Origin of the sequence: Streptomyces sp. AN091965, assembly GCF_022698285.1 — a bacterium.
In the GTDB taxonomy this organism is placed as follows: Bacteria; Actinomycetota; Actinomycetes; order Streptomycetales; family Streptomycetaceae; genus Streptomyces.
This window is the reverse complement of sequence record NZ_JALDMY010000001.1, coordinates 9342994-9368091: the sequence shown is the minus strand read 5'-3', so window position 1 is coordinate 9368091 and position 25098 is coordinate 9342994. Positions and strand designations below refer to the sequence as shown.

23 protein-coding genes and 3 pseudogenes are annotated in these 25098 nt (G+C 72.9%); 14 read left to right on the top strand and 12 right to left on the bottom strand.

What is annotated here, in order from left to right:
* Window positions 1–78 precede the first annotated feature (78 nt).
* Together MQV74_RS38655 and MQV74_RS38650 are read left to right on the top strand one after the other, a co-directional pair.
* Window positions 79–657: a carboxymuconolactone decarboxylase family protein gene (locus MQV74_RS38655; protein ID WP_242728172.1), complete on the top strand. Its 579-nt coding sequence runs from the start codon at window positions 79–81 to the stop codon at window positions 655–657.
* Window positions 654–1520, top strand: coding sequence for an RNA polymerase sigma-70 factor (locus MQV74_RS38650; RefSeq protein WP_242728171.1), 867 nt, complete (start codon window positions 654–656; stop codon window positions 1518–1520). Before MQV74_RS38655 ends, MQV74_RS38650 begins: the two co-directional genes overlap by 4 nt.
* A 37-nt stretch (window positions 1521–1557) precedes the next feature.
* On the opposite strand, the gene MQV74_RS38645 is transcribed toward MQV74_RS38650, so the two are convergent.
* Together MQV74_RS38645 and MQV74_RS38640 are read right to left on the bottom strand one after the other, a co-directional pair.
* Window positions 1558–2562: a MerR family transcriptional regulator gene (locus MQV74_RS38645; RefSeq protein WP_242728170.1), complete on the bottom strand. Its 1005-nt coding sequence runs from the start codon at window positions 2560–2562 to the stop codon at window positions 1558–1560.
* 3 nt (window positions 2563–2565) lie between these two features.
* The gene (locus MQV74_RS38640; protein ID WP_242729371.1) at window positions 2566–3237 is read right to left on the bottom strand and encodes a HEAT repeat domain-containing protein; all 672 of its coding nucleotides are present in this window, start codon (window positions 3235–3237) and stop codon (window positions 2566–2568) included.
* A gap of 180 nt (window positions 3238–3417) precedes the next feature.
* On the opposite strand from MQV74_RS38640, the gene MQV74_RS38635 reads away from it, so the two are divergent.
* Entirely contained in the window at window positions 3418–4464 is a 1047-nt protein-coding gene (locus MQV74_RS38635) for an LLM class flavin-dependent oxidoreductase (protein WP_242728169.1), read from the top strand.
* A gap of 94 nt (window positions 4465–4558) precedes the next feature.
* On the opposite strand, the pseudogene MQV74_RS38630 reads toward MQV74_RS38635, so the two are convergent.
* Window positions 4559–4645: pseudogene (locus MQV74_RS38630) on the bottom strand (MarR family transcriptional regulator); the annotation flags it as partial.
* On the opposite strand from MQV74_RS38630, the pseudogene MQV74_RS38625 reads away from it, so the two are divergent.
* A pseudogene (locus MQV74_RS38625) lies at window positions 4642–4863 on the top strand (VOC family protein); the annotation flags it as partial. The pseudogenes MQV74_RS38630 and MQV74_RS38625 sit on opposite strands and share 4 nt — an antisense overlap.
* A gap of 35 nt (window positions 4864–4898) precedes the next feature.
* Here MQV74_RS38625 and MQV74_RS38620 read toward each other — a convergent pair.
* The 5 genes from MQV74_RS38620 to MQV74_RS38600 form a co-directional block, all read right to left on the bottom strand.
* The gene (locus tag MQV74_RS38620; RefSeq protein WP_242728168.1) at window positions 4899–6113 is read right to left on the bottom strand and encodes an epoxide hydrolase family protein; all 1215 of its coding nucleotides are present in this window, start codon (window positions 6111–6113) and stop codon (window positions 4899–4901) included.
* A gap of 144 nt (window positions 6114–6257) precedes the next feature.
* Window positions 6258–6863: a cysteine hydrolase family protein gene (locus tag MQV74_RS38615; protein WP_242728167.1), complete on the bottom strand. Its 606-nt coding sequence runs from the start codon at window positions 6861–6863 to the stop codon at window positions 6258–6260.
* Between the two features lie 198 nt (window positions 6864–7061).
* Window positions 7062–9722, bottom strand: coding sequence for a caspase, EACC1-associated type (locus MQV74_RS38610; protein ID WP_242728166.1), 2661 nt, complete (start codon window positions 9720–9722; stop codon window positions 7062–7064).
* Window positions 9719–10081, bottom strand: coding sequence for an effector-associated constant component EACC1 (locus MQV74_RS38605; RefSeq protein ID WP_242728165.1), 363 nt, complete (start codon window positions 10079–10081; stop codon window positions 9719–9721). The genes MQV74_RS38610 and MQV74_RS38605 overlap by 4 nt, the downstream gene beginning before the upstream one ends.
* Before the next feature lie 132 nt (window positions 10082–10213).
* Window positions 10214–10852 carry a chorismate mutase gene (locus MQV74_RS38600; RefSeq protein WP_374120758.1) on the bottom strand — a complete coding sequence of 213 codons (639 nt, stop codon included), beginning with the start codon at window positions 10850–10852 and terminating at the stop codon, window positions 10214–10216.
* Between the two features lie 297 nt (window positions 10853–11149).
* Between MQV74_RS38600 and MQV74_RS38595 the strand changes: the two genes are divergently transcribed.
* Entirely contained in the window at window positions 11150–12955 is a 1806-nt protein-coding gene (locus tag MQV74_RS38595) for a B12-binding domain-containing radical SAM protein (protein WP_242728164.1), read from the top strand.
* An 11-nt stretch (window positions 12956–12966) separates the two neighbouring features.
* On the opposite strand, the gene yddG is transcribed toward MQV74_RS38595, so the two are convergent.
* Complete coding sequence (yddG, locus tag MQV74_RS38590) at window positions 12967–13827, bottom strand: aromatic amino acid exporter YddG (protein WP_242728163.1); 861 nt, start codon at window positions 13825–13827, stop codon at window positions 12967–12969.
* Window positions 13828–14255: 428 nt separating this feature from the next.
* Between yddG and MQV74_RS38585 the strand changes: the two genes are divergently transcribed.
* The 7 genes and pseudogenes from MQV74_RS38585 (at window position 14256) to MQV74_RS38555 (ending at window position 20296) form a co-directional block, all read left to right on the top strand.
* Window positions 14256–14618 carry a DUF6086 family protein gene (locus tag MQV74_RS38585; protein ID WP_242728162.1) on the top strand — a complete coding sequence of 121 codons (363 nt, stop codon included), beginning with the start codon at window positions 14256–14258 and terminating at the stop codon, window positions 14616–14618.
* Between the two features lie 322 nt (window positions 14619–14940).
* Window positions 14941–15216 (top strand): annotated as a pseudogene (locus tag MQV74_RS38580) (cupin domain-containing protein); the annotation flags it as partial.
* A 397-nt stretch (window positions 15217–15613) separates the two neighbouring features.
* Window positions 15614–15724, top strand: a complete 111-nt coding sequence (locus tag MQV74_RS38575; RefSeq protein WP_138965032.1) for a keywimysin-related RiPP — start codon at window positions 15614–15616, stop codon at window positions 15722–15724.
* A 137-nt stretch (window positions 15725–15861) separates the two neighbouring features.
* On the top strand, window positions 15862–17736 hold the full coding sequence (locus MQV74_RS38570) for a lasso peptide isopeptide bond-forming cyclase (RefSeq protein WP_242728161.1): 1875 nt from the start codon (window positions 15862–15864) through the stop codon (window positions 17734–17736).
* A gap of 69 nt (window positions 17737–17805) precedes the next feature.
* Window positions 17806–18078 (top strand): lasso peptide biosynthesis PqqD family chaperone, encoded by a 273-nt coding sequence (locus tag MQV74_RS38565; protein ID WP_242728160.1) that lies wholly within the window; start codon window positions 17806–17808, stop codon window positions 18076–18078.
* Window positions 18075–18491, top strand: coding sequence for a lasso peptide biosynthesis B2 protein (locus tag MQV74_RS38560; protein WP_242728159.1), 417 nt, complete (start codon window positions 18075–18077; stop codon window positions 18489–18491). The genes MQV74_RS38565 and MQV74_RS38560 overlap by 4 nt, the downstream gene beginning before the upstream one ends.
* Before the next feature lie 5 nt (window positions 18492–18496).
* On the top strand, window positions 18497–20296 hold the full coding sequence (locus MQV74_RS38555; protein WP_242728158.1) for an ABC transporter ATP-binding protein: 1800 nt from the start codon (window positions 18497–18499) through the stop codon (window positions 20294–20296).
* Here MQV74_RS38555 and gap read toward each other — a convergent pair.
* Window positions 20253–21263, bottom strand: a complete 1011-nt coding sequence (gene gap, locus MQV74_RS38550) for a type I glyceraldehyde-3-phosphate dehydrogenase (RefSeq protein WP_242728157.1) — start codon at window positions 21261–21263, stop codon at window positions 20253–20255. The genes MQV74_RS38555 and gap overlap by 44 nt on opposite strands.
* 177 nt (window positions 21264–21440) lie before the next feature.
* On the opposite strand from gap, the gene MQV74_RS38545 reads away from it, so the two are divergent.
* A complete protein-coding gene (locus tag MQV74_RS38545; protein ID WP_242728156.1) occupies window positions 21441–21938 on the top strand; it encodes a MarR family winged helix-turn-helix transcriptional regulator in 498 nt (165 codons plus the stop codon).
* 45 nt (window positions 21939–21983) lie between these two features.
* On the opposite strand, the gene MQV74_RS38540 is transcribed toward MQV74_RS38545, so the two are convergent.
* Both MQV74_RS38540 and MQV74_RS38535 read right to left on the bottom strand, forming a co-directional pair.
* Window positions 21984–23120 (bottom strand): PQQ-dependent sugar dehydrogenase, encoded by a 1137-nt coding sequence (locus tag MQV74_RS38540; RefSeq protein ID WP_242728155.1) that lies wholly within the window; start codon window positions 23118–23120, stop codon window positions 21984–21986.
* A 227-nt stretch (window positions 23121–23347) separates the two neighbouring features.
* The gene (locus MQV74_RS38535; protein WP_242728154.1) at window positions 23348–24109 is read right to left on the bottom strand and encodes a maleylpyruvate isomerase family mycothiol-dependent enzyme; all 762 of its coding nucleotides are present in this window, start codon (window positions 24107–24109) and stop codon (window positions 23348–23350) included.
* 64 nt (window positions 24110–24173) lie between these two features.
* Here MQV74_RS38535 and MQV74_RS38530 point away from each other — a divergent pair, with 64 nt between their 5' ends.
* Complete coding sequence (locus MQV74_RS38530; protein ID WP_242728153.1) at window positions 24174–25094, top strand: MerR family transcriptional regulator; 921 nt, start codon at window positions 24174–24176, stop codon at window positions 25092–25094.
* The last annotated feature ends 4 nt before the right edge of the window (window positions 25095–25098 follow it).

Sequence of the window (25098 nt, the reverse complement as noted above, 5' to 3'; positions counted from 1 at the left end):
CCCGGGTGTCACATCCGCGCGCCCGGCGGTGTCTTCATGTCGAACAGCCGATCAGGCACTCGTACAAGGAGAACCGCCATGGCCCCGCGCATCCCGAAGGCCGAGCTCCCCGCCGAGCTCACCCGGAACATGATCGACCAGCTCGGGGCCGTGCCCGAGAACGTCGAAGTCCTCTGGCACAGCCCCCAGGTCGCCCGGGACAACCTGGAGTTCGGCAGCAAGGTGGGCGCGTGGGACGCGGCCGACGCGAGCCTCAAGTCGTTCGCGCACATGGCCGTCGCGGCCCTCGTCGGGTGCGGCTGGTGCCTGGACGTCGGCTACTTCCAGGCGCACAACGCCCAGCTGGACCTCGCCAAGGCGAGCCAGGTGCCGCGCTGGCGCGAGGCGGAGGTCTTCACCCCGCTGGAGCGGGACGTCATGGAGTACGCCGAAGCCATGAGCAGCACGCCGCTGACCGTCACCGACGAGCTGTACGCGGGCCTGCTCGGGCGGCTCGGCCCGGCGGCGATGACCGAACTCACGGCGTTCATCGCCTTCGTCAACCTGGCGACCCGGGCCAACGTGGCGAACGGGGTGGAGTCGCAGGGCTTCTCGTCCGCCTGCGAGATCCCCCTGGCGGCCCGTGCGTCGCGGTCCGGCGCGGCCTCCGCGTCATGACCGACGACCCCTTCGTCATCCACCGCGGTCTGCTGTTCACCGTCGTCTACGAGATGCTCGGCTCGGCGGCCGACACCGAGGACGTGCTCCAGGAATCCTGGCTGCGGTGGGCCGACGTCGACCGCCAAGGGGTTCGCGACCCCCGGGCCTACCTCGTCCGGCTCGTCACGCGCCAGGCCCTCAACCGGCTGCGCACGCTGGCGCGCAGCCGCGAGGACTACGTCGGCGAGTGGCTGCCGGAGCCGCTCCTCACCAGCCCCGACGTCGCCGAGGACGTCGAACTCGCCGACAGCGTCTCCGTCGCGATGCTGACCGTCCTGGAGACGCTCGCGCCCACGGAGCGTGCCGTGTTCGTCCTGCGCGAGGTCTTCGAAATGCCCTACGGCGAGATCGCCGGGGCCGTCGGGAAGTCCCCGGCCGCGGTGCGGCAGATCGCGCGGCGGGCCCGCGAGCACGTGGCGGCCCGGCGCCCCCGGGTGCGGGTGAGCCGGTCGGAGCAGCAGGCCGTGGTGGACCGGTTCCTGGCCGCGCTGCGCACCGGGCACCTCCAGGAGCTGATGGAGGTCATGGCCCCGGACGTGGTCATGATCGCCGACGGCGGAGGCCTCGTCGCCGCCGCGCTGACCCCGATCCACGGGGCGCACGCGGTAGCGCCCCTGCTGGCCCGCGCCCACCGGGTGGTCACCGCGCTCGACGCGAGGCCGGTCTGGCTCAACGGCGCCCCCGCGGGCCGCGTCGCCTTCGACGGCGAACCCGCCGCGGTGAGCCTCGCGGTGGAACACGGCCGGGTCACCCGGATCTACGTGGTCCGCAACCCGCGGAAGCTGACGCGCCTGGACGAACCGGCCGAACTCGCGCGGTAGGCAGGCGCCTTCCGCACCGGTGCCGAGGCTCGGGCCCTCACCGGGCGTCGCGCAGCTGGAGCAGATACGCCGCGGTCACGGCCACGGCACGGTCCGCGTCGTGCGACAGCTCCACGAGGGCGTGGGAGGCCGTCCCGCCCGGGATGCCCGCCAGTGCCTGGGTGAGCCGTCCGCGTGCGGGCGCCCGGGTCTCCTCGTGCGCGAGGCGGCCGACGAGCGTGCTCGCGATCCGGTCCGCCGCCGCGGTGTCGCTCGCCAGCACGCTCAGCGCGTCGGCCGCGTCCGTGTCGCGCCGTCCCTCCACGATCATGTCGATGAGCGTGGGGACGGCGTCGGCCACGCCGGATGCCCCGAGGGCCAGTGCCGCGTATCCGCGCACCACGGCGTCGGAGCTCGCGAGGGCCTCCCGCAGCCGGGCCGCGGCCTCGTCGCCGGGCATCTCGGCAAGGCACTGGACGGCGCGTTCGCGCACCGCGGCCTCCGGTGCGGCCAGGGCCTCGGCCAGCAGGGCCGGGCCGTCGCCGTCCGAGCGCGCCAGGGCCCATCGAAGGGCCCCGGCGACGTTCGGGTCGGCCTCGCTCAACACCGCTTCGACCAGGGCCTCCACCGGCACCGGAACCTCGTCGGCCGAGGAGAGGGCGGCCCGCTGGCGTACGTCGGCCCGCTTCGACCCCAGCGCCTGGAGCAGCGCGACGGCCTGGAGGACGCCCTCCCAGTCGGCGGGGTCCGCCGCGTCGATCCGGCGCAGCCGCGTGAGCAGCTCGGTCTGTGCCGCGATGCGCTCACGCGTCTGCCGGATGAGGTCGTCGACGAGCGCCGCGGGCGTGAAGCCGGGGTCGTCGAGCGCGCGTCCGATCTCGCGCAGCGAGAGTCCCAGCGACCGCAGGCTCTCGACGTGGAAGATCCGCTGGACGTCCGCCCCGGAGTACTCCCGGTAGCCGGATCCCGTACGCACCGAAGGGCGCACCAGGCCGAGCGACTCGTAGTGCCGGAGCATGCGGGCACTGACCCCGGAGCGGCGCGCCACCTCACCGATCAACACGTCCTACCGTCCCTCCTGGCCGGGCCCTGCGAGGGCCACGACGCGCTTCGCCTCCTCGACCGCGTGCTCGAATCCGGCGTCGGGGTCGCGCAGCAGGCGTTCCGTGGCGAGCGCGTGCGTACGCACGCGCGGGTCAGGGGCCATCGTCGCAGCCCGCAGCGCCGGAACGATCACTTCCCCCAGCGCGGCGAGGGCCCGGCTGAGGCTCAGCTGCGTCTCCCGTCCACCCCGCCCGAGCTGCGTCGCCAACACCGTGGCCAGCGCGGACTCCTCGCCCTCGGGCACGAGCACGACCGCGGCCCGCCAGGCGCTCCGCGCCACCTCGTCGTCTCCGTCGCACAACAGCGTCCGCGTGATCGCGGGCCACCCCCGCCGGTCCCCGATCTTGGACAGCGTGTGCAGCGCCTGGCTGCGCGCCTGCGCGCGCTCCGAACGGGTCTCGCGCAGCAGCGCGGGAAGCGTCACCGCCACCGGGTGGCGGGTGAGCGCCCAGGTCAGCATGTCCCGGACGAAGAACTCCGGCTCGACCGCACACCGCTCGACGACCTGGTCCACCAAGCGGGGGTCGGGCGCCGTCCCCACCTCCAACGCGGCCCGCAGCCGCACGGACGCCCGACCGTCCTCCAGCCCCCGAACCGCGCGCATCCCGTCCGCGTCCTGCCTCGTGACCGTCATCGAGACCACCTCCTGGACGAGCAGTGAAGACCTTGCCACGGTGTCAAGGTCAAGCAGCACCGCTCGGAGGCGTCTCCCCGGTCGGCGGGTGCGGGCCGTGTCCGGGCGCGCGATGTGTGGAAGCGGGCCGGGAGGGGAAGGCCACGTCAGCCACCTCACTCGACGGCGAGGAGAGTCGCCATGCGCACCGGCATCGTCATGACAGCAGGGCCGGGTGTGGAACACCTGGCCGCCCGCGCGGAGGAACTCGGCTTCGACAGTTTCTGGGTGTACGACACGCCGATGGTCCATGGCGACCCGTTCGTGAGCCTCGCCCTCTGCGCCAAGGCCACCCGCCGGATCAGGCTCGGCATCGGTGTCACCTCACCGGCACTGCGTTCCGCGCCCGCCGCGGCGGCGGCCGTCGCCAGCCTCAACGCCCTCGCCCCCGGCCGCGTCGTCTGCGGGGTCGGCACCGGCAACACGGCGCGTCGTACGCTCGGCATGTGGCCCACCAGGATGGCGGAGCTGGAGTCGTTCACGGCCGCCCTGCAAGATCTCACCGCGGGCCGCGAGTCGGACTACCGCGAGGGGACCCGGTCGAGCAGGGTGCGGTTCCTGCACGTCGGGCCGTACGTCGACACCGAGGCTCCGGTGGAGTTCGTCGTGGCCGCGTTCGGCCCGAAGGCCGCCGCGGTCGCCGGTCGGCTCGGCGCGGGAGTGATCTCCTTCGCGCTGCACGACCCCGCGGCCTGGTCCGCCCTCGGCCAGGCCCGGCGGGCGGCGGCGGGGGACGCGGGCAGCGCCGGGAAGGCCCGTTCGTATCTCATGTCCTCCCTGTACGTCCTCGCCGACGGCGAGGACCGCTACGGCGACGCGGTCAAGGACGCGATCGGGCACATCGCGCTGAGCGCACTGATCCTCGGCGCGGAGAGCCCCGCCTTCCGCGCGGGCCTCGCTCCGGAAGAGGCAGCGGCGGTCGACCGTCTGCTCCAGTCGCGCGGCACCACCCCCACCGACCCCCGGCGTCACCAGGCCCTCTACCGCAACTACCTGGGGCCGCTCGCCCCCGAGGACCGCGAGCTCATCGTGCCCTCCCTGGTGGACACGTTCGGCCTGATCGGCACCAGGGACGAGATCACCGAGCGGATCGACGCACTGGCGAAGGCGGGGGTCGACGAGCTGGTGATCCAGCCCGTCATGGATCCGGAGACCGAAATGGCCGCGCTCGCACGGCTGCTGACCTGACCCTCGGCGAAGAACGGCCGCCGGATCGCCCGGCGGACCGCTGAGGACGTTCGGCACCCGCGCTCCTGTCCCGGCGCGACGAGACGGGCGCCGGGGAACGGGCTAGCGGCCGCAGCACCTCCTCCATGGCCGAGCGCAGGACGCTCGACGCCTCTTTCAGCAGGTAGCCCAGTGACGTCACTCCGCGAGGTCCTTCCCGGCACGGATCTCGCCTCCGTTCCCCAGCCCGGCATCGGTGTCACGATCTGGCTCCACGCCACCGGCGTCCAGGCCATCCACGACGCTCTCGTCGCCGACGGCCGCACCGTCGTCTCCGCGCCGATCGACGGCCCCTTCGGCCGCACCTTCACCTTCGCCGACCCCGACGGCTACCACGTCACCCTCCACGAGCGCACCTGACCGCCCACTCGGCTGCCGGTCCGGGGAGCCGGGCTCTAGTCCCGCAGGCTCCGGAAGAATCTCCGGACGTCGTCGACGAGGAGCGCGGGCTGTTCCAGTGCCGGGAAGTGACCGCCCCGGTCGTACTCCGTCCACTGCACGACGTTGTTGGTGCGGTCCGCGATGTGCCGCAGGGGGATGAAGTTGTCGTGCGGGAAGACCGCGAGCGCGGTCGGTGTGGTCGACGGCTCGGGCGGGGCGCCCCAGTAGTCCGCGTGGGCCCGCTCGTAGTAGATGCGGGCGGACGAACCGGCCGTGCCCGTGAGCCAGTACAGCATCACGTTGGTGAGCATCCGGTCGCGGTCGACCGCGTCCTCGGGCCGGTGCTCGGAGTCCGTCCACTCCTTGAACTTCTCGACGATCCAGGCCAGTTGCCCCACCGGGGAGTCGGTGAGGCCGTACGCGAGCGTCTGCGGCCGGGTGGCCTGGATGTCGGCGTATCCCTGACGGTCGCGGCTCCACGCCTGGAAGCGGGCCCAGGAGGCCGCGGCGCGCTCCCGCTCCGCCGGGTCGAGCGCGGCGAGCTCCTGCGGGGTGGGTGCCGTGGCCTGGAACGCGTTCGGCAGCAGATTCAGATGGACGCCCGCCACCCGCTCCGGCCGGGTGCGGCCGAGCTCCCTGGAGACGGCCGCTCCCCAGTCGCCGCCCTGGACGCCGTAGCGCACGTATCCGAGGCGCTCCATCAGCGCGGCGAACGCGGCGGCCACGCGCTTGAGCTCCCAGCCGGTCTGCGCCGTGGGCCCGGAGAAGCCGAAGCCCGGGATGCTGGGGAGCACCAGGTGGAAGGCCTCCGCGTCGGGGGCGTCGTGGTCTCGGGGCCGGGTCAGCGGGCCGATGACGTCGGCGAACTCGACGATCGAGCCGGGCCAGCCGTGCGTCATGAGCAGCGGCGTCGCGTCCGGCTCGGGCGACCGGATGTGCGCGAAGTGGACGTTCGCGCCGTCGATCGTGGTGGTGAACTGCGGCCACTGGTTCAGCTCCGCCTCGGCCGCCCGCCAGTCGTACGTGTGCCGCCAGTAGTGCGCCAGCTCCTGGAGGTAGCCGCGCGGAGCGCCGTAGTCCCAGCCCACCCCCGGGAGCTCGTCCGGCCACCGGGTGCGATCGAGTCGCCCGTACAGATCGTCGAGATCGCTCTGGGGTACGTCAATGCGGAACGGCCGCAATGCCTCGTCGGCCGAGACCGGGACCGAAGATGCCGAAGTCGTCGTCATTCGGGGCATGCTACGTCCGCTCGCGCCGACCCCGCCCACTCGGCCGATCCGGACCGGCCCACGCCGGAGTCCTTGTCGTCGCCCCGGGCGCGGGCACGGTCCTGCCGGGGAAGCCCCTTCAGCTCGGCCTCGTGGGCGGCCTCCTCACGAGGCGATCGCCGTGATCCATTCCTCTGCCGTGAGCACGTCGAACCACTGCGGGAACAGTTTCTCCGTGAGGAAGCGGTGTACTTCGGGGTCGAGGTCGAGGCAGGCGTCGCTGAGGACGGTGAGGTCGAGGTCCAGGTCGTTGCCTCCGCAGACGGTGTGGAGGACGACGCCGCTGGTGGCGATGCCGGTGAGGACGAGGCTGTCGATGTCGCGGGCGCGGAGGACCAGGTCGAGGTCGCTGCCCGAGAAGGCGCTGCCGCGCCGCTTCGTGACGACGACGTCGCCCTCCTGGGGTGCGATGTCCGGGTGGATCTCGTTGCCGGGGTTGCCTTCCGTGAAGAGGCCTGCCTGCGCGACCGTGGTGACTGTCTTGTTGCGCGGGCTCACCTCCGCCTTGTCCGCGCGCAGGCCCATCACGACGTAGATGACAGGGATGCCCGCGGCTCGGGCGCCGTCGATCGCCTTGCCCAGGCGGGAGAGGTACTCCGAGCTGTCACCCGCCCCTCCGTCGTACGCGCCGACGGCGAACTCGCCTCTGCCGTGCGCGATGTCCACCACGTCTCGCTGAACGTCCATCACCAGAAGAGCACTGTTGGCCATGCGGGCCGTCCTTAGGTCATTGAGGAAGGGAAGATCCGGCTTTCCCTACGGGCGTTGCGTGCACTCAAGCGCCTTGTGCGGCACGAGTACCTTGTACGGCACAGGTGTCAGGTGTGTCAGGTGTGTCAGGTGTATTACATGTGGTACTGCGCCGCACGCACCACCCGCGTTACCCGCGTTACCAGGCTCCGCCGAAGGTCACCCCGTACGGCAACGGTCGCCCTGACCGGGCTCCGGGCCCGATGCCGTCCGCGTCCAGGGGGCCGCGCCGCTCTCCCCCTGCCGCTCTGCCCGCGCGGCCCGCGAGGGGTGGGCGATGGCCTGGGTGGACGGGCCCTCCTCGGCGGCGCCGGGGTAGCGGGGCAGCTCGCGGGCCTTGTCCAGGAGGTCCCGGGCCAGCGCGTGGTTCTGCCGCGCCCATTCGATCTTCGCGGCCAGGCGGTAGGCGTAGTTGAGGCTCGCCGGGTCACCGGCCGTCTGGAACTGGGTGAGCGCGCGATAGGCGTGCTGGGCGGCCGCCGGGAGGTCGCCCGCCTTGCGCAGCGCCTCCGCCGCCGAGGCGTGGGCGTGGGCAGCGCCCTCCTTGTCGCTCTGGGCGGCAAGGAGTCCGGCGGCCTGGTCGGCCAGGCCCGCCGCGGCCGGGAACCGCCCGGCGAACGTGTGCAGCGCCGCCTGCCCGACGAGGCACTCGGCCAGGAGCTTGTCGTCGCCCGCCTCCTCGAAGCAGGCGTGGGCCTCGGCCTGGAACCGCATCGCGTCGTCGACGAGCCCGGAGACCAGGGCCCGCTCGGCGAGGTTCATCAACTGATGGCCGAGATCGGCCGGGTCCGCCGTGCCGCCCGGCCGCTGCCGCGCGGTGGCGGCCGCCCGGCGCAGTTCGGCCGTCACCTCTTGCCGCACGGCGGCGACTTCGCGGGCGCGCTGCCGCTGGTCACCGGGCCCGTGCTCACCGCCCAAGAGGGCCAGACAGCCCCGCGCCCGGGCGATGCCCCGGCCGTCGGCGCGGCCCGCCGCGTAGCGGTAGGCGGCCTCGGCCTCCTCCCGGGCCTCGTCGAGGCACCGCTCCTCGCGGAGGGCGTCGGCCACCTCGCAGCTCAGCTCGGTCGCCACGGTCCACCGGTCCCGGCGCGCCGCCCGCGCGGCCGCGCGCAGCTCGGGCAGGGCCGCGACACGCCAGCCCCGGTCGGCGCCGCCCTCGCGCGTGACCTTGAGGCGCCGCCGCAGGTGCAGGTAGAGCCAGGTGCGGCACAGGGCCTGCTCCGCGGCGCTGGTCTGCGAGTAGCTGCGGTAGAGGGCGTGGAACGCGTAGCGCCCGTCGCTGCGCTGGAGCAGCCCCGCGTCGACGAGCTCCTCCAGCATCAGCCCGCAGATCCCGGGCGGCATCCGGCTCAGGGCCGCCGCCGAGTGCCGGTCGAAGTCCGGCCCGGGGTGGCTGACACAGGCGTGCAGGACGTGCCGCTGCCGTTCGTCGAGCGCCTCGTACGACATGGTGTACGCGGCACGGACGCGGTCGTCGTCCCAGCGCAGGTGCTGCAGCGGCCGGTCCGACTCGCGCATGGCGTCCAGCATGAGGTCGGGCGGCGTGCGGCGCAGCCGGGCGGCGACGGAGTACAGGGCGAGCGGGAAGCAGCTCAGCATCCGGGCCATCTCGGCGAGTTCGGTGTCGTGTCCGGTCAGCCCGCACAGGTGCCGCATCATCTCGACCGCGTCCTCCAGGGCGAGCGGAGCGAGCGGATAGCGGCGGGTGCCGGGCCTCGCCTCGGTGAGCGAGGCGCGGCTCGTGACCACGACGAGCGCGTCGGGAGAGGCCTCGACCGCCCGGGCCACTTCGGCGGCGTCCGTGACGTCGTCCAGGAGGACGACGGGGAAACCGGCCTCGGCGTGCCCCGGGCTGCGGCCGGTGAGCCGCTGGTGGAGCTCGGCGGCCAGGGCCGACTTGCCCACGCCCGGCGGCCCGTGGATGACGAGGAGCCCGGGCCCCTTGGCGGCGTCCTCGGCGAGCTCCCGCAGCTCCCGGTCGCGACCGAACAGGCGCTCCGCCGGGGGCGGCTGCGGCGCCGCCGCGTTCCGGTGCTCCTCGGCCGGTGCCTGCTCGACGTAGGCGCGATTGCGGAAGACGGCGATCCGCTCGCCGGAGTTGTGGGTGCCGAGCTGGGGGTGCTGGGGGTGCTGCCGCGCGCTCAGGCGCTGGTGCAACCGCGCGTGGAGCGTGCCGAAGTCGAGTACGGGCCCGGCCTCGGGCACTCCTGTCCGGACCAGGTCGACCAGGGCGCCGGTGAAGGCGGACAGCTCGTCGCCGGGCGGCGCGTAGGCGAGTTCGGTGGCGGCGCTCGAGGTGAGCACGCAGACGCCGTCGATGTCGGCGGCCTGCTTCAGGAGCGCTTCGGGGTGGCTCATGCCTCCCTCGACGGCCGCGCCACTGAAGCAGCAGTCGAGCACCACGGCGCACTTCAGCTGGCGCTGGCGGTGGGCCGCACGCACCTCGTCGCGGATGTAGGCGTACGGCAGCGACCGCCACATCTGCCGCTCGTTGGAGTCGTGCAGGGCCAGGTGGAGTTCGGTCGGCCGGTCGGGGTGGAGCAGGCCGTGCCCGGCATAGTAGACGAAGAGGGTGTCGCTCGCCGCGCGCACCGCCTCGTCGATGGCCCGCATGACGTCACCGCCGGTGGCCTCGGGGCCGAGGACGCGGCAGCTGGCGGACGACAGGCCCCAGCCGACCTCGTCGCACAGGACCTCCCGGAGCGCGCTGATGTTGCGCTGCACCGCGGGTAAAGGGGACAGCCCGGCTTCCTCGGCGTAGGCGTGCACCCCGATCAGGACCGCACGGGAGGACGTGTGGGCCGACAGGCGCACGGTCATGCTTCGGACTGCTGGTGCTCGCGGCGCGCCCGTACGGTGTCGAGCACTTCCTGGGCGGTTCCCTCCACCACCGTTCCGTCGTCCTCGATGACCCGCACCAGGGGTGGCTTGGCGCCGCGCGGGCGGCGCCAGGCGGCGACGGCCACGAGCAGCGAGAGGACGCCGACCGTGCTGTCGAAGACGGCGGTGACCATCTCCACGGCGCCCATCGCGCCGTCCGCGCCGGACGGTTCGGGAGGGACGGTCCCCCCGGACTCGATCTCGATGCCCGACCGCGCCATTCCGGGGTCGCGCCGCAACCATCCGGCGAGCGCACCCGCCCCTGCCGCGTCTCCCGCGTCAACCCAGACTTCGCCCATGCACACTCCCCCACGCTCGGCTCACACCGGCCTCACAACGGCTGATCCCTCAGGGTCGCATTTTCCGTACGTGCTGGGGGAGGTGTATGCCGACGTGCATCCATTCAGGGGTGACTTCTCGCCACCGCTTGCTTATCCGCACACGGACGGCAAGGCTCTCCGCAACGCTGTCGCGTGCAAGGGGTCAAGACCCTTCTCGTGCCGTACGTGCAGGGCGGCTGCCGTCAGCAGCCCGCCGCAGTACGGGGCGGTGCGCGCGGGCGTCGACGCGGCGAGGGCACGCACGAGTTCCCCGTTGACGCGGTTGATCTCCTCGCGGACCTTGCCGAGGTCGGGCCGCTCGGCGGGTGCGGACGAGGGGTCGGCGTCCCACTTGCGGTGCAGGGCGCGCTGGACGAGCTTGTTCGCCTCGATCTGATCGCGGAAGACGCGCACGGTCGTCTCCGGGTCCCCGCCCGCTTCCCCCGCCTGTCGGGCCACGGCGTCCAGGACCTGCTGCTCACGGGCGGGGTCGTCGATGGGGCTGCCGGTGCCGTACTTGGCCGCGGCAACGAGGTCGGCGGTGGCGAGGCGGTCGGCGGAGAGCGCGGCGACGGCGCGGAGTTGACCGTACGGGCCGGAGTGCGCCCCGGCATCGACGGCGGATGCCGTCCACCCTGCGGGCGCGGGCGCAGCGACGGCGGCGCCCCCTCCGAGGACCAGCACGGCGGCAGTACCGCCGACGGCGAGCAGCCGGCCGAGGCGGGAGGCAACGGGAGGGGCGAGGGGCAACGGGGTCTCCCTGGGTCGTTTCTTCCGGGTCATCAGATCCTCGCAGATCAATGGAACAGAGCCACATGCGCTGATTCACGCCATTCGCCGCGGAACCCTGTCCTCACGGTGAGGAGACGGTCACGATCTGAACAAATTCTCCGTTCGAATCGGACAGTTCAAGCGGACAGCAAGTGGAAGATCCAGCGGAAAGATCCAGCGGCGGCCAGGCCGAGAAAGCGGATCAAGCGATCACGTCGATCGGACGGATCAAGCGAACTCACCGGTGACATCATCCTGCGGACAGATGGAGCGCTCATGACGCGAACCGATGCCCATGCGCCCGTGCTCATAGAGAACCCGTCCATCAAGTTCTCCAGTGCGCCCGAACGCGCCGCCCTGCGGCACCTGGGCAGACCCTCCCTGCGTACGTCGAAGACCGGCACCCGGCGGCGCGCCCGCGGGGAATCGCCCCGCGTGCTCCTCCTCGTCCCCTCGTACACCCGCGTCGTGGAGCCCTCCCCGCAACGGAGCAGCTTCCGGACGCTCGGCCTGGACACGTTCGAGGTCATGAAGCGGGCGGGCACACCGATCGGCCTGCTGCGCATCGCGGCGAACGCCCGGCTCTCCGGCTTCGACGTCCGCATCGTCGACTCGCCCTTCGCCGGGTGGGAGCAGGAGCGCCGGCTCGTGGACCTCGGGGGCGGCAGCACCTTGGTGCGCTACGGCCTCGACGACGCGCAACTGCGGGCCGTCATCGAGGAGTTCGACCCCGATGTCGTCGGCGTCCAGTGCATCTACACCGTCCAGTGGGGCAACGCGCGCGCCCTCGCCGACCTGATCAAGGACATCTCCCCGGAGATCGTGACCGTCACCGGCGGCGCGCACCCCAGCGGCGACTGGCAGTACGCCGTGCCGGACTCCCCCTTCGACTACGTGGTCATCAACGAGGCGGACCAGACCTTCACCGCGCTCCTCCAGGCGCTGACCGAGCCGGAGGGTGACGTCGACGCCGTGCCGGGCGTCGCCTACCGGCGCGCCGACGGGACCGTCGTGCGGACGACCGCCATGTCGCCGTACATGCGGATCCTGCCCAAGCGCCAGGGGCTCGACCAGCGGCTCGGCATGATGCCGCTGCCCGACTTCGGCATGCTGGACATGCGCCAGTACGAGCAGGCCTACCACTCCTCGGGCAAGCGGGTGCGCGACCGGGGCTCCTGGGCGCAGATCTTCTCGACCATCGGCTGCAACGTGGGCTGCGACTTCTGCTACATCCCGATGGTGAACGGGCCGTGGCGGGCGCTCGGGACCGACTGGTTCGATCTGCACCTGGCCGAGATACGCAAGCACGGCGTGACCGAAGTCCTCATCGAGGACGACCACTTGCTGCACGACCCGCTGTACGCGATGGAGACCTTCAAGCTGTTGCGCAAGCACGACCTGCCGTGGGTCGAGGAGGGCGGCCTGAGCCTGTTCAACCTCGTACTGCTGCACCTGGGCGCCGAGTTCGCGGACGGCATGGACGAGGCCGAGCGGCGCAACCCCAACTTCCGCAACGTCCTCGCGGCGATGCGGGCCGGGCTCACCTGCCGGGACCTGATCAAGGCCATGGCCGACGGCGGCTGCTACAGCGTCTACCTCGCGGTGGAGAGCGCCAACGAGGACAGCCTCGTCGAGTCGGGCAAGCCCCGGCTCAACGCCTTCCAGAAGGCCACCGGGGAAATCGTGGAGATGTTCACCGAGTACGGCATCCAGGTCACCGGCGGCTTCATGCTCGGGTTCGTCAACCCGCCCGAGCGGCCCGGGGACGAGCCGTACATCGAGTCGCTGGAGCAGATCGAGAAGACCATCGACTACGCGGTCACGCTCATGGGCCACGGCATGGCGTACGCCAACCCCTTCATCGTCACTCCGCTGCCGGGCACGAAGATGTGGGACTTCCAGAAGGACTACGTCGTACGCCACTACGACAACGGCTGGTCGCACGAGAAGGGGACCATGGCCACCGACAAGTGGAGCGCGGAGGACATCGAGCGCGCGCGTCTGGAGCTGCTCGTCCGGGCCAACGGCGCCGACAAGGTCGTGGAGATGGTCCGCCGGGGCACCTGGCCGGTGGACGCCTGACCCGGCCGGGCTCAGCCCCTTCGCGGGCGGCTGGGCCCGGCACGGCCCCGCCTGCGCGCCGCCCGCACGGCGTCCGCCGAGGCCAGTGTGGCACCACCGGCGATCAGCACGCTGGCGGCGGCGACGGGCCAGCTCGCGTCCGCGCGGCCGGTGGCGACGAGGAGGGCGGTGGACAGCAGCGGAGCGAAGTAGGAGAAGGTGCCGAGGAGTTGGATGTCGCCGTGCTTGGTGCCGTGGTCCCAGACGTAGAAGGCGCCGCCGACCGGGCCGAGGCCCAGGGCGAGCACGGCGAGCCACTGCCATCCGTCGGGCCGGACCGTGTCCTCGAACACCAGGTGGCAGACGGCCGCGAGGGCCGCCGTGGCCAGGCAGAAGAAGGCGACCATGTCCGTGGGGACCTGCGGATACCGGCGGTTGGCGACCGAGTACGCCGACCACACCACCGCGCAGACGGCGGCCGCGGTGTACCCGAGCAGGTACTCACCCCGTAGGTGCACTCCCTCGCCGCCGGTGACGAGCAGGAAGGTGCCGCCGAGCCCGAGCACCGCGCCCGCCGTGTGCCACCAGCGCAGCCGCTCACCGGGCAGGGCCGCGGAGAACACGACGATGAGCAGCGGCCACAGATAGGCGATGAGTCCCGCGTCGACCGCCGGGGCGTTGCGCAGGGCCAGGAAGTAGAAGAAGTGGTAGCCGAACAGGCCACCGATGCCGAGTGCCCAGGCGCCGCCGGGCAGCCCGCGGGCGAGCCCGGCGCCGCCGCGGACGGCCGGCGGCGCAGCCCGAGGAGTCCGCCGACCAGGAAGGCCATGGCGGTGAGCTGGAACGGCGGGATCCGCCCGGTCAGCGTGGTGACCAGGGCCAGCGACGCCCACAGCAGGACGGCCACCGCCCCGATCCCGGTGGCTCGCAGCTGACGCGTCGACTGCGACGCGACCGCGTGCCCGTGCCCCGACGCGATGACGTCGGCTCGTGTGTTCCGCGCGTCCACCAGTCCTCCAGTCCCCCGTGCCCGGTAACGGCGCGTCCTCGTACAGCTACCGGGAAATGCTACTGACGCGGCGAACGGCACCCGCACATTCCGGACAGGCGCGAGGAGTTCCGGCGCGGGGTGCGCACCCCCACGCTCGCCGACCGACTCCTCGCAGCGAGAACGACCGCTCACTACAGACAGTGACGGCTTGGTCGTGAGAACTTGGCTTTCCGGGGCGAAGTTCCGAGGTTTGATCACGCTGGGTCGCGGTACGTCGTACGATCTTGGCCGTTGATCCCGCTGCCTGCCACCCGATCCGAAAGGCCCCAGGTGAGCCAGTACTTCGAGATGGGCGACGAGACGCTGTGGAACCCCTCCGGCGGAGCGGCGCGGCTGTTCCTGCGCCAGGTGGAGGTCTTCGAGGCGGAGCTCGGCGTGCCCTCCGGCGTCGGCCCGATGGAGAACGACGAGTCACACATCGACCCCGACGTGTTCGGCGACTTCGTCAACGCCTTGGTGGCCCACCACCGCAGAACCCATCACGCCGTCGTCCTCGCCCTGACGGACGGGTTCCTCGCCACGGTGCTCGCCCTGGCCGAACGGGCCGGTGTCGCGGCGGAGTTGGAGGACGAGGAGTGGTCGGCCCGGCTGCGCGAGCGGGCGCGCGAACTCGACCGGTACATGGCGCGTTGAGCACGCCGCGGGGTGACGCCCTGCGCGCCCTCCGACGGACCGCGCCGCGTGTGGCACAGGTCACCCACCTCGCCCCGTCACAACTGACCGGGTCAGTCCGGTCAGTACTGGTGAACCAGCACTACGGCGACGCGTACAACAGCATCAACCAGCAGCCCGCCGGGGGCTACAAGCCCGGCCGGTTCGGCTGGGACGCCCGCCTGCGCGGAGCCGCCCTTGCCCCCGGGCGGCTCCGCGCGCGTGCAGGGCGCCGGTGGCTCTCGTTCGATGCCGTGACCGGTTCGGCGGACTCAAGTACCCCAGGGGAACCACACTGTTGACCACCGTCCCGCCCGGTCAGGCCACGGGATGGCACTACCACGACGGCACGCTGTACGCCCGCGTCAAGCAGGGAACCCTCAGTCACTTCGACGCCACCTGCGCCTCCAGCGGGGTGCACCCCGAGGGCAGCACTCTCCAGGAACCGCCGGGCGCCGACCACGTGCACCTCGGCCGGAACCTCGGCACCACCGACCTCGTGCTCCAGGTCCTCTACGTACTGCCGCACGGTGCGCCCTTCTCGCAGGACGCGCCCAACCCGGGCTGCGACTTCGAGTAACAACAAGGCCCTGTCGGTGTTTTCCGCACCTCCGCCACCGGCAGTGCGCACGCGGGAGCGCACTCCGGCGGCTCAGGGCGCACGCCCGGCGGAGTGCAACGCGGCACCCTGCGCGACCCATTGTGATGAAGTGGCCCTCTCCCTAACGTAGGGCACCGGAAATTCGGGACAGGAATTCACGGAGCCCGGCACACTTCTCCGGTGGAGTAAGATCCGCGCGGACCGGAGCAAACGGATCCGGAATTCCTGAATCTATGCATCTCCCTGACGCGCAGAAGTACATGCGGCAAGTCGGAGGAAATGCACAGGCGCCGCTCAATTCCCTTCAGAATTTCCATGGCAGGTGACCTGCGGCACGTCCGTCCCCGAAAAAGAGCGAGCAGGAGGGAAGACTCTCATGCGCACCTACGAACGCCCCACACTGGCCAAGGCCGGCGGCTTCCGCAAGGTGACCGGCGCGGGAATCAGGGGTCCGAAGGACCTTCTCGGTCTCAAGCAGCTCCTCTGATCTGATCCGGTCGGCGTTGCGGTCGACCCGAAGCCGGGTGGTGGCCCCAGGCCGCCACCCGGCCCTTCCGCCCCCGCCCATCCGTCGCACGGACCGCCGCTCACCGGCGGTCCGTGCGACCCGCAAAGGGGTATGCCGTGGACTCGCTGTTCTCTCTCCGGGCGGCACCCGCCTGGTTCCTCGTCCTGCCCGACACCGACGCCGCGGCCCCCGCCGCACGCGCCGCCCTCCCCCACGCCACGCGCCGACTGCACCATCCCTCCGGACGGCCGTGGCTGATCGGCCGCTGGGCACCGGGCACCGCGACGTGCGGGGGCCGGGGCCGGGCGCGGATCGTGGTGATCGGTGACCACGCCGTGTCGCCCGGGGAGGCCGCCCGGGCGGCGGCCGTCGCGGAGTCCCCCGCCGCGCTCGACCGCCGCGCCGCCGCCTGGCCGGGCAGCTTCCACCTGGTGAGCTCCGTCGCCGGACAGGTACGCGTGCGGTGCGGCGCCATCGGCGTACGCCGCGTCCACCACGCCAGGACCGGCGCCGCGGGCGACGCGGTGACGCTCGCCTGCGACCGCGCCGATGTCCTGGCGGACCTGATCGGCGCCCCGCTCGACGAGCGGCGCCTCGCGGTGGAGCTGCTCACCCCCGACATGCTGCACCCGCTGTCCGGGCAGCCCCTGTGGCGCGGCGTGCACACGGTCGCGGGCGGCCACAGCCTGACCCTGCCCCCCTGCGGAGCGGCGCGCGAGACCCGTTGGTGGTCCCCGCCCGAGGGCGAGGTGCCCCTCTCCGTGGGGGCCGCCGCCCTGCGGGACGCGCTCGGCGCCGCCGTGCGCGTCCGTACACGCGGCCGCGACCTGGTGACGGCCGACCTGGGAGGCCTCGACTCCACCGCCGTGTGCTGCACCGCCGTCCGCTCCGGGACGCCCGTCGTCGCCTACACCGTGGCCCAGCACGACGCGCTCGGCGACGACGTGCACTGGGCCCGGCGCACCATCGACGCCCTCGGCGCCGTCGTGGCCGTCGACGGGGGCGGCCCCGTCGAGCACCACGTCGTACCCGCCGAGGCGGTGCCGATGACGTACGACGGCCTGGACGCGCTCGACGACGTCCTGGACGGCCCCAGCCCGATCACCGTGGACCGCAACCGGCGCATGTGCCTGCTGGAGCTGGCCGCCGCACGCGGGTCCGGGCTGCATCTGAGCGGCCTCGGCGGGGACGAACTCCTCGCCGGGACCCCCGCCCGGCTGCACGCCCTGCTGCCCGGGCATCCGGCCGTCGCGCTCCGCCAGCTGCGCGGCTACACCGCGAAGTACCGCTGGCCCCGGCGGCGGGTGCTGCGCGCCCTGGGCGACCGGCGCGGCTACGGCTCCTGGCTGCGCCGCGTCGCCGACCACCTCACCGATCCGCCGCCCGCCGTGGACGAACCGCTGCTCGACTGGGCCGTGCCGCCGCGCATGCCGCCCTGGGCGACGCCCGACGCGGTCGATGCCGTACGCGAACTCCTCTTCGCCCAGGCGCCGTCGGCCCGGCCGCTCGGCCGCGGGCACGGCGAGCACCGCGAACTGGCCGCGATGGCCTCCTTGTCCCGGACCGCCCGGTACATCGACCAGATCTCCGCGGCCCACGGCGTGACCTTCGCCGCGCCCTACTACGACGACCAGGTCGTCGAGGCCTGCCTTGCCGTGGCGCCGCGGGAGCGCATCACGCCCTGGCGCTACAAGCCGCTGATCGTGGAGGCGATGCGCGGCACCGTGCCCGAATCCGTGCGCGCCCGCGCCACCAAGGCCAACGCCACCTTCGAGGAGGAGGCCGGTCTGCGGGCGCACCGGGCCGGTCTCCTCGCGCTGTGCGACCAGTCCCGCCTGGCGCGGCTCGGCCTGATCGACGCCCGGGTCCTGCGCGCCTGGTGTGCCCGGCCACTGTCGGCGGAGCTGGAGAGCGGCCTGCTGCACCCGACCGTGGCCTGCGAGGTGTGGCTGCGCTCCCGGCGGACGGCGCCCGCCCCCGCCGGTCCCTGACCGTCCGGCGCGCACGACCCGTACGACCACCACCGTCCGCGGTTCATCCGCACGCCCGAGGAGTGAGACATGGCGCTCGCACTGCGGCCCACCGTCCTGCTGACCGAGACCGAGTACGGTGCCGCGCTGCTCGACCAGCGCAGCGGCGACTACTGGACCCTCAACCCCACCGCCGCCTGCGTCCTGCGCTGCCTCGTCCAGGGCCGCGGCACCGAGGCCGCGGTCCGGGCCCTGACCGGGGAGTACGACGTGACCGCCGAGGCCGCCGCGGAGGACGTCGCCCGCATCGTCGACGAGTTGCGTTCGGCGCGCCTTGTGAGCCTGGAGGGCGAGGACGCATGACCCTGTCCGAAGCGGTTCCCCACGACCCGCGCTCCGTCCCGCTGCCCGGTCGGCTCGCCACTCGCTGCGCGGTGGTGCTGGCCCATCTGCTGGCCGCCCAGCCGCCCGGCCGCATCCGCTCGCTGCTGACCCTGCTGCGCCGCGGCGCCCGGCCCGCGACGGCTGCCGAGGCCGAGGCCGCGCGCACCACGGTGGTCACCGTCAGCCTCTCCTGCGCGGGCCAGAAGGGCTGTCTGCCGCGGTCGTTGGCCACGGTCCTGCTGTGCCGGATGCGCGGCCAGTGGCCCACGTGGTGCGTGGGGGTGCGCGCCCGCCCGCCCTTCGCGGCGCACGCCTGGGTGGAGGCCGAGGGCGTCCTCGTGGGCGAGGGCTGCCCCCGCGACTACTTCCAGCGCTTCTTCACCGTGGAGTAGACGGCGTGCCCCCGGGTCCCGGAGCACCGGCGGCCCCCGCGCGCACCGGCCGCCGGGCCCTGCTGCGCACGCTGCGCCCCCAGCGGGCCGCCCTCGCCACCGGCACCGCGCTCAACCTCGTGGGCGGCGGGCTCGCGCTGCTCCAGCCGCTGGCGGCCAAGTGGCTGGTGGACGGGCTCGCGCAGGGCCACTCCACGGCCGGGCCGCTGGTGCTCCTCGGCGTGCTCGTGCTGTGCGGCGCGCTCGTCGTCGGCGTGGGCTACTACGTCCTCGAACGCGGCGCCGAGGCCGTCCTGTGCGGCACGCGCCAGCGGCTGACGGACCGTCTGCTGCGGCTGCGCGTACCGGAGTGGGAGCGTCATGAGCCGGGCGATCTGATCGCCCGGGCCACGTCCGACACGACGCTGCTGCGCCAGATCGCCGTCGAGGGAACGGTCGCCGCCGTCACCGGAACCGTCCTCACCTTCGCCACCCTCGTCCTGATGGGCCTGCTCGACCTCGTGCTGCTCGGCGTGACGCTGCTGGTGATCGCCCTGGTCGGGCTCGCGGTCGGCGTGGTGGCCCCCCGCATCGGCCGCGCCACCCGCCGGACCCAGGAGGCCGTCGGCGCCCTGGGGTCCGGCCTCGAACGCGCCCTGGGGGCCTTCCGTACGGTGAAGGCCGCGGGCACCGAGCAACAGGAGAGCCACCGTCTGCGCGCGGTGGCGGAGCGCGCGCGGCGGACCGGGGTCAGCGCCGCGGTCTGGCAGTCCACGGCGGCCACCGCCTCCGCCCTGGCCGTCCAGCTGTCGTTCCTGGTCGTGCTGGGGGTCGGCGGCGCACGGGTGGCCTCCGGCGCCGTCCCGGTCGCGACACTGGTCGCCTTCCTGCTGTACCTCTTCTCGCTGGCCCCGCGCGTTGGTCAACTGGCCGAGGCCGTGGGCCAGTTCCAGATGGGCGCGGCGGCGGCCGCGCGCATCCACGAGGTCGAGACGATGGCCACCGAGGCCGTGGACGCCCGCCCCGGCGCCGCCGTGCCGCCCCGGGCGGGCGCGGGGCCCGCGGCCGTGGCCTTCGACCGGGTGTGCTTCGCCTACCGCGACGGCGGGGCGGCCGCCCACCACCAGGTGTCGTTCACCGTGCCCGCCGGTGGCACGACGGCCTTCGTCGGACCGTCCGGAGCGGGCAAGACCACCGTCTTCTCCCTGATCGAGCGCTTCCACGACCCCGACGGCGGGCAGGTCCTCGTCGACGGCGTCGACGTCCGCCACTGGCCGCTGGCGCGGTTGCGCACGGCCATCGGATACGTCGAGCAGGACTCCCCCGTCCTCGCCGGAACCCTGCGCGACAACCTGGTCTACGGCGTCCCGTGCCCCACCGACGCCCAGGTGGACGACGTGGTGCGCCGCACCCGCCTCGACGCCCTGGTGCAGCGGCTCCCCCAAGGCCTCGACACCCCGGTCGGGCACCGCGGGGGCCGGCTCTCCGGCGGTGAGCGGCAGCGGGTCGCCATCGCGCGCGCCCTGCTGCGCCGGCCCCGGCTGCTGCTCCTGGACGAGGCCACGTCCCAGCTCGACGCCGCCAACGAGGCCGCGCTGCGCGACGCCGTGGCCGAGGCGGCGCGCACCACGACCGTTCTGGTGGTCGCCCACCGGCTGTCCACCGTCGCCGCCGCGGACCGGATCGTCGTCATGGAGGAGGGCCGGGTCCGTGCGGTGGGCACCCACCCCGAGCTCCTGGCGGGCGACGCCCTCTACCGGCGACTGGCCGCCACGCAGTTCCTCACGCGGGAAGGGAGCCGCCCACAAGGAGCGCCAGGTCGATGAGCCGGTTCGAGTACCCCCACTCGTTGTCGTACCAGCCGACGACCTTCACCTGCGGACCGACGACCCGGGTGAGTTCGGCGTCGAAGACGCACGAGGCGGGGTCGCCGACGATGTCGGTGCTGACGAGCGGGGCCTCGGTGTAGTTCAGCAGCCCCTTGTACGCGCCCGCCGCGGCCTCCGCGTACGCGGCCTTGACCTCCTCCACCGTGGTGCGGCGGGCGGTGGTGACCGTCAGGTCGGTGACCGAGCCGTTGGGCACGGGCACGCGGAGCGCGAACGCGTCGAGTCGGCCGCGGAGTTCGGGCAGGACGAGGCCGATGGCCTTGGCCGCGCCGCTGGAGGTCGGCACGACGTTGAGGGCGGCGGCGCGGGCGCGGCGCAGGTCCTTGTGCGGGGCGTCCTGGAGGTTCTGGTCCTGGGTGTAGGCGTGGACGGTGGTCATCATGCCGGACTCGATGCCGACGGCGTCGTGCAGCACCTTGGCGAGGACACCCAGGCAGTTGGTGGTGCACGAGGCGTTGGAGATGATCGTGTGGCGCAGCGGGTCGTACGCGTCGTCGTTCACACCGAGCACGACCGTGACGTCCTCGCCGCTGGCCGGGGCCGCGACGATGACCTTCTTGGCGCCGCCGTCGACGTGCGCGCGGGCCTTGGCGGCGTCGGTGAAGACGCCGGTGGACTCGATGACGACGTCCACGCCGAGGTCGCCCCAGGGCAGCGCGGCCGGGTCGCGTTCGGCCAGCACCCGGACGGCGGTGTCCCCGGCGCGGATCACGCCGGGCTCCGCCGTCACCTCACCGGGGAAGCGGCCGAGCAGGGAGTCGTGGGCGAGCAGATGGGCCATGGTGGCCACGTCGCCGAGGTCGTTGACCGCGACGATCTCCAGGTCCTCGCCGCGGGCCGCCGCCGCGCGGAAGACGTTGCGGCCGATCCGGCCGAAGCCGTTGATGCCGATGCGGACAGTCATGGTCTCTCCTTGGTCGTCCTTGCGCGGGGCGCTCCTGCGCGACGGCGTCCCTGGTCGTACGCCAAGACGTGACGCGACGTGCCGAAGCGGCGGGCGCGCCCCGCCACAGGTCACGGCACGAGGCACCCGCCACAACAGCATAAGCAGCTTATATAAGGGGCGCGATATATTTCGGCCGTGGACCACAACTCGCACGCCGACGCCGCGCGGGGCAGCGCCGCCCCGCACACTCCCGACCTGGACGTGGACGCCTTCACCGCGGCCGTCGAGGACTTCAACCGCTTCTACATCCGGCTGCCCACCCTGGAGAAGCACCCCTTCACGACCCTGTCGGTGCTCGACACCCTGGCCTTCGGCGGCAGCCCCCGGCGACTGACCGAGCTGACGCGGACCGAGCAGATCACCCAACCCGCCATCACTCAGCTGATCACCCGCCTGGAGCGCGACGGCCTGGTCGAGCGCCGCCCCGACCCGAGCGACGGGCGCGCCGTCCTCGTCCACATCACCGAGGCGGGCCGGCGCATCGGCCGGTCCCGCCACGACGACCGCACCCGGCACCTGGCCCCGCTCGTCGAACGGCTCGCCCCCGAGGACCGCCAGGCGCTGGCCGCGGCACTGCCCGCGCTGACCCGCCTGGCGGCACTCGGCAGGGCCGAGGAGCACCGGCCCGGATAGCCGGGGCGCTCGGCTACGCGCCGCGTGCGCCCGGAGCTGTGGGCATCACGCCGGGTCGATGCGGTGGATGCTGCCGCCGATGTCGAGCGCGTACAGCTCGCCCTTGCGGCTCTGCACGAACGAGACGACCTCGCCGCCGTTGACGCCGAGGTCGCTCGTGCCCGTCACCTTGCCGTTCTCGATCCTCAGGGTGCGCAGGGTGCCGTCGCAGTAGTCGCTGTAGACGTACTGCCCCCGCAGGGCCGGGACGGCCCGGCCCCGGTAGACGAATCCGCCGGTCACCGAGCAGCCGAGGCCGTTGCGGTCGTACTCGTGGACCGGCGGCACGTGGTTCGCGGGCTCCGTGCCGCCGCGGAACGGGTGGGTGCCCTCCATCTGCGACCAGCCGTAGTTCTCGCCGCCCTTGCTCCTGGCCGGGGCCCAGTCGATCTCCTCCCAGGCGCTCTGGCCGACGTCACCGATCAGCAGGTCGCCCGTGCCCGCGTCGAAGGAGAAGCGCCACGGGTTGCGCAGCCCGTACGACCAGATCTCGTCCCTCGCCTTCGGGTCGTTGACGAACGGGTTGTCCCGCGGGATCGCGTACGGCTTGCCGCCCCTCGGGTCGATCCGCAGCAGCTTGCCGAGCAGGGTGTCGAGGTTCTGCCCGTTGCCGTGCGGGTCGCCGCCCGCGCCGCCGTCGCCGAAGGCGATGTAGAGGTAGCCGTCCGGGCCGAACTTGATGTCGCCGCCGTTGTGGTTCGCGTACGGCTGCGTCTGGGTGAGGACGGTGCGCCGCGTGTCCGGCCGGATCCTGCCGTGCCGTACGGCGAACTCGTCCACGACGCTGGTGCCTTCGAGGTTCGTGAACGAGATGTAGAAGTGCGCGAATCTCTTGTCGAACGCGATGCCCAGCAGGCCGCGCTCACCGTCGGTGGTGGTCTCCTTCGAGATGTCGAGGACGGGCTTGCCGAGGCCCTTGGCGTCCAGGACCCTTACGGTGCCCGCGCGTTCGGCTATCCAGACCGTGCCACCGGGCCCGGCCGTTCCGGCGATGGGGTTCTGGGCCGTGGCCACCTTCGTGAGCGCGACCTTCGGGGCCTGCCCCGGGGCGGCGCGTTCATCGGCGGATGCCGTGGTCAGGGCGAGGGAGGCGACGAGGCAGAGGGCGCCGACGATCGCCGAGCTTCTGGTGCGTACGTTCACCGTGATCCTCCTGGAGGCGGCGAAGGGGGAGGTCACCCGGCTGCTTGGGGCAGATCTGGGGGGTGTCGCCCGTGCCAGCACGCAACCTGGGTGGGGGATGGTGTGCTACTGGCCACGGATGAGGGTACTGGGATCGACGTGATTGGTGTAGACCAAGACCCCCTCCTTCTCGTCCCTTTCAACGAAATCCCTCCCCCGCTCCAGGGGCTCCCCCCCCTAGCCCCAGGTCACAGTGCCGAGTGGGTCAGCCAGTGGTCCAGCAGGGCGCGGTCGCCCGTCACCGTCACGCGGGCGTCCTCCGGCGGGATGCGGCGGTTCACCAGCAGCAGGAGGTCCGCCACAGCGGCCGAGACCACCGTGTCGGCGTCGACGGGGCCGCGCTGCCAGCGCACCCCGTCGGGTGTGCGGGCGATCACCCAGCCCGCTCCGGAAGGCGGCCGGAGTCCGATCCGTTCGCCGTGGCCGCGCAGTTCGGCGACGGCGGGCCTGAGCGTCTCCCACGCCGGTGCGGCGAGGAGCTCCAAGTGTTCGCTGAGCACCTCGGCCGCGAGGTCGTCGGCGACCTCGAACGCGGTGCCCGTCGCGTACGCGGCGTCGTAGTGGTGGACGCAGGTGTCGCTGAGCATCCTGCGCAGCCAGGAGACCGCGGGCCGGGGCCCCAGAAACGTCTGCACCACGGTGTCCGCGCCGGTCTCCCGGAGCGCCTGGATCACGTCGTCGGCGCCCTCGCGCAGCCACCCGGCCCAGTCGTCCGGGTTGCCGGGATCGGCCTCCCACGGGTCGGGGACCGGCAGCTGTTCACCCTTGCGCACCAGTTCGGCCGCCCACCGGTGCTCCTGGCCGACATGCCCTACGAGGGTGCCCAGCGGCCACTGCGGGCAGGTCGGAACCCGCGTGTCCTGGGGCTTTCCCGCGACCGCGCGGATGAACCCTCCGGTCTGCTCCCGCAGGCCCTCCACGAGCCGTGCGGTGTGCAGCGTCGACGACATCACGACATCTCCTCTCATGCGGCTACGCCGGTACGGTAGGAGCTCCAGTCCAGTGGAGGTTCAAGTGCCTTTACTCGATGGCACGCTCGGCATCGGCGACCTGGCACGACGGACCGGCGTGCCGGTGCGGACCGTTCGCTTCTACTGCGACGAGGGCATCGTCGACTCGGTGCGCAGCACGGGCGGTCACCGCAGGTTCGACCCGTCGGCGGTCGAGCGGCTCCATCTGGTCAGAAGGCTGCGCGGGCTCGGCCTCGGCCTGCCGTCCATCAGGAACGTGCTCGTCGGCGAGCGCTCCGTGGCGGAGGTCGTCGCCGCCGAGCGGGCCGCCCTCGACGTACAGCTCGCGGACCTGGCCTGGCGACGGGCCTCGCTGCGCGCGGTCGAGGAGGCCGAACCGGCCGACCGGGCCGCTCGCCTCGAACTGCTCGCCGCCGTGGCGGGCGGGGGCGCGGCCCGCGACGCGCTGATCGACTTCTGGAAGCGCACCAGGGTCGCCCCGGCGTCCGAGGCGACGCTCTCCGCCTTCGTGACCATGGCGGTGCCGGAGCCGCCCGCGGACCCGACGCCGCCGCAGGTCGTCGCGTTCGCCGAGCTGGTCGCCCTGACCGGCGACCGGGTGCTGACCCGCGGCCTGCTGGCCATGGCGCGGGCCAACGCCGAACTCGTCGCCGACGAGGACGTGTTGATCCACGGCATCCGCGAGGCGTGCGCTCTCGCCAAGCCCCGGGTGCAGGCGGGCGAGGCACCCCGCGCGGGCCCCGAACTCGACCGTTTCGTCGCCGTGCACGCGTCGGTGCGCGGCACCACCGACACGCCGCGGTTCCGGCGCCGCCTCCTGTCCGACGTGGCCGCCGACCACGACCGCGGCATGCGCCGCTACTGGCACCTGGTCGCCGAAGCCAGCGGCGACCCCGTCACCTTCGGCGCGTCCCATCTGTGGCTGACGGACTCCCTCGACCTGTGCGTGAGGGCCCGGGGCTGACGTG

Bases quoted from the DNA above. Each gene is read 5' to 3' on its own strand.
- MQV74_RS38655 (WP_242728172.1), top strand. From the start codon at position 79: ATGGCCCCGCGCATCCCGAAGGCCGAGCTCCCCGCCGAGCTCACCCGG.
- MQV74_RS38650 (WP_242728171.1), top strand. From the start codon at position 654: ATGACCGACGACCCCTTCGTCATCCACCGCGGTCTGCTGTTCACCGTC.
- MQV74_RS38640 (WP_242729371.1), bottom strand. From the start codon at position 3,237: ATGACGGTCACGAGGCAGGACGCGGACGGGATGCGCGCGGTTCGGGGG.
- MQV74_RS38635 (WP_242728169.1), top strand. From the start codon at position 3,418: ATGCGCACCGGCATCGTCATGACAGCAGGGCCGGGTGTGGAACACCTG.
- MQV74_RS38620 (WP_242728168.1), bottom strand. From the start codon at position 6,113: ATGACGACGACTTCGGCATCTTCGGTCCCGGTCTCGGCCGACGAGGCA.
- MQV74_RS38615 (WP_242728167.1), bottom strand. From the start codon at position 6,863: ATGGCCAACAGTGCTCTTCTGGTGATGGACGTTCAGCGAGACGTGGTG.
- MQV74_RS38610 (WP_242728166.1), bottom strand. From the start codon at position 9,722: ATGACCGTGCGCCTGTCGGCCCACACGTCCTCCCGTGCGGTCCTGATC.
- MQV74_RS38605 (WP_242728165.1), bottom strand. From the start codon at position 10,081: ATGGGCGAAGTCTGGGTTGACGCGGGAGACGCGGCAGGGGCGGGTGCG.
- MQV74_RS38595 (WP_242728164.1), top strand. From the start codon at position 11,150: ATGACGCGAACCGATGCCCATGCGCCCGTGCTCATAGAGAACCCGTCC.
- MQV74_RS38575 (WP_138965032.1), top strand. From the start codon at position 15,614: ATGCGCACCTACGAACGCCCCACACTGGCCAAGGCCGGCGGCTTCCGC.
- MQV74_RS38565 (WP_242728160.1), top strand. From the start codon at position 17,806: ATGGCGCTCGCACTGCGGCCCACCGTCCTGCTGACCGAGACCGAGTAC.
- MQV74_RS38560 (WP_242728159.1), top strand. From the start codon at position 18,075: ATGACCCTGTCCGAAGCGGTTCCCCACGACCCGCGCTCCGTCCCGCTG.
- gap (WP_242728157.1), bottom strand. From the start codon at position 21,263: ATGACTGTCCGCATCGGCATCAACGGCTTCGGCCGGATCGGCCGCAAC.
- MQV74_RS38535 (WP_242728154.1), bottom strand. From the start codon at position 24,109: ATGTCGTCGACGCTGCACACCGCACGGCTCGTGGAGGGCCTGCGGGAG.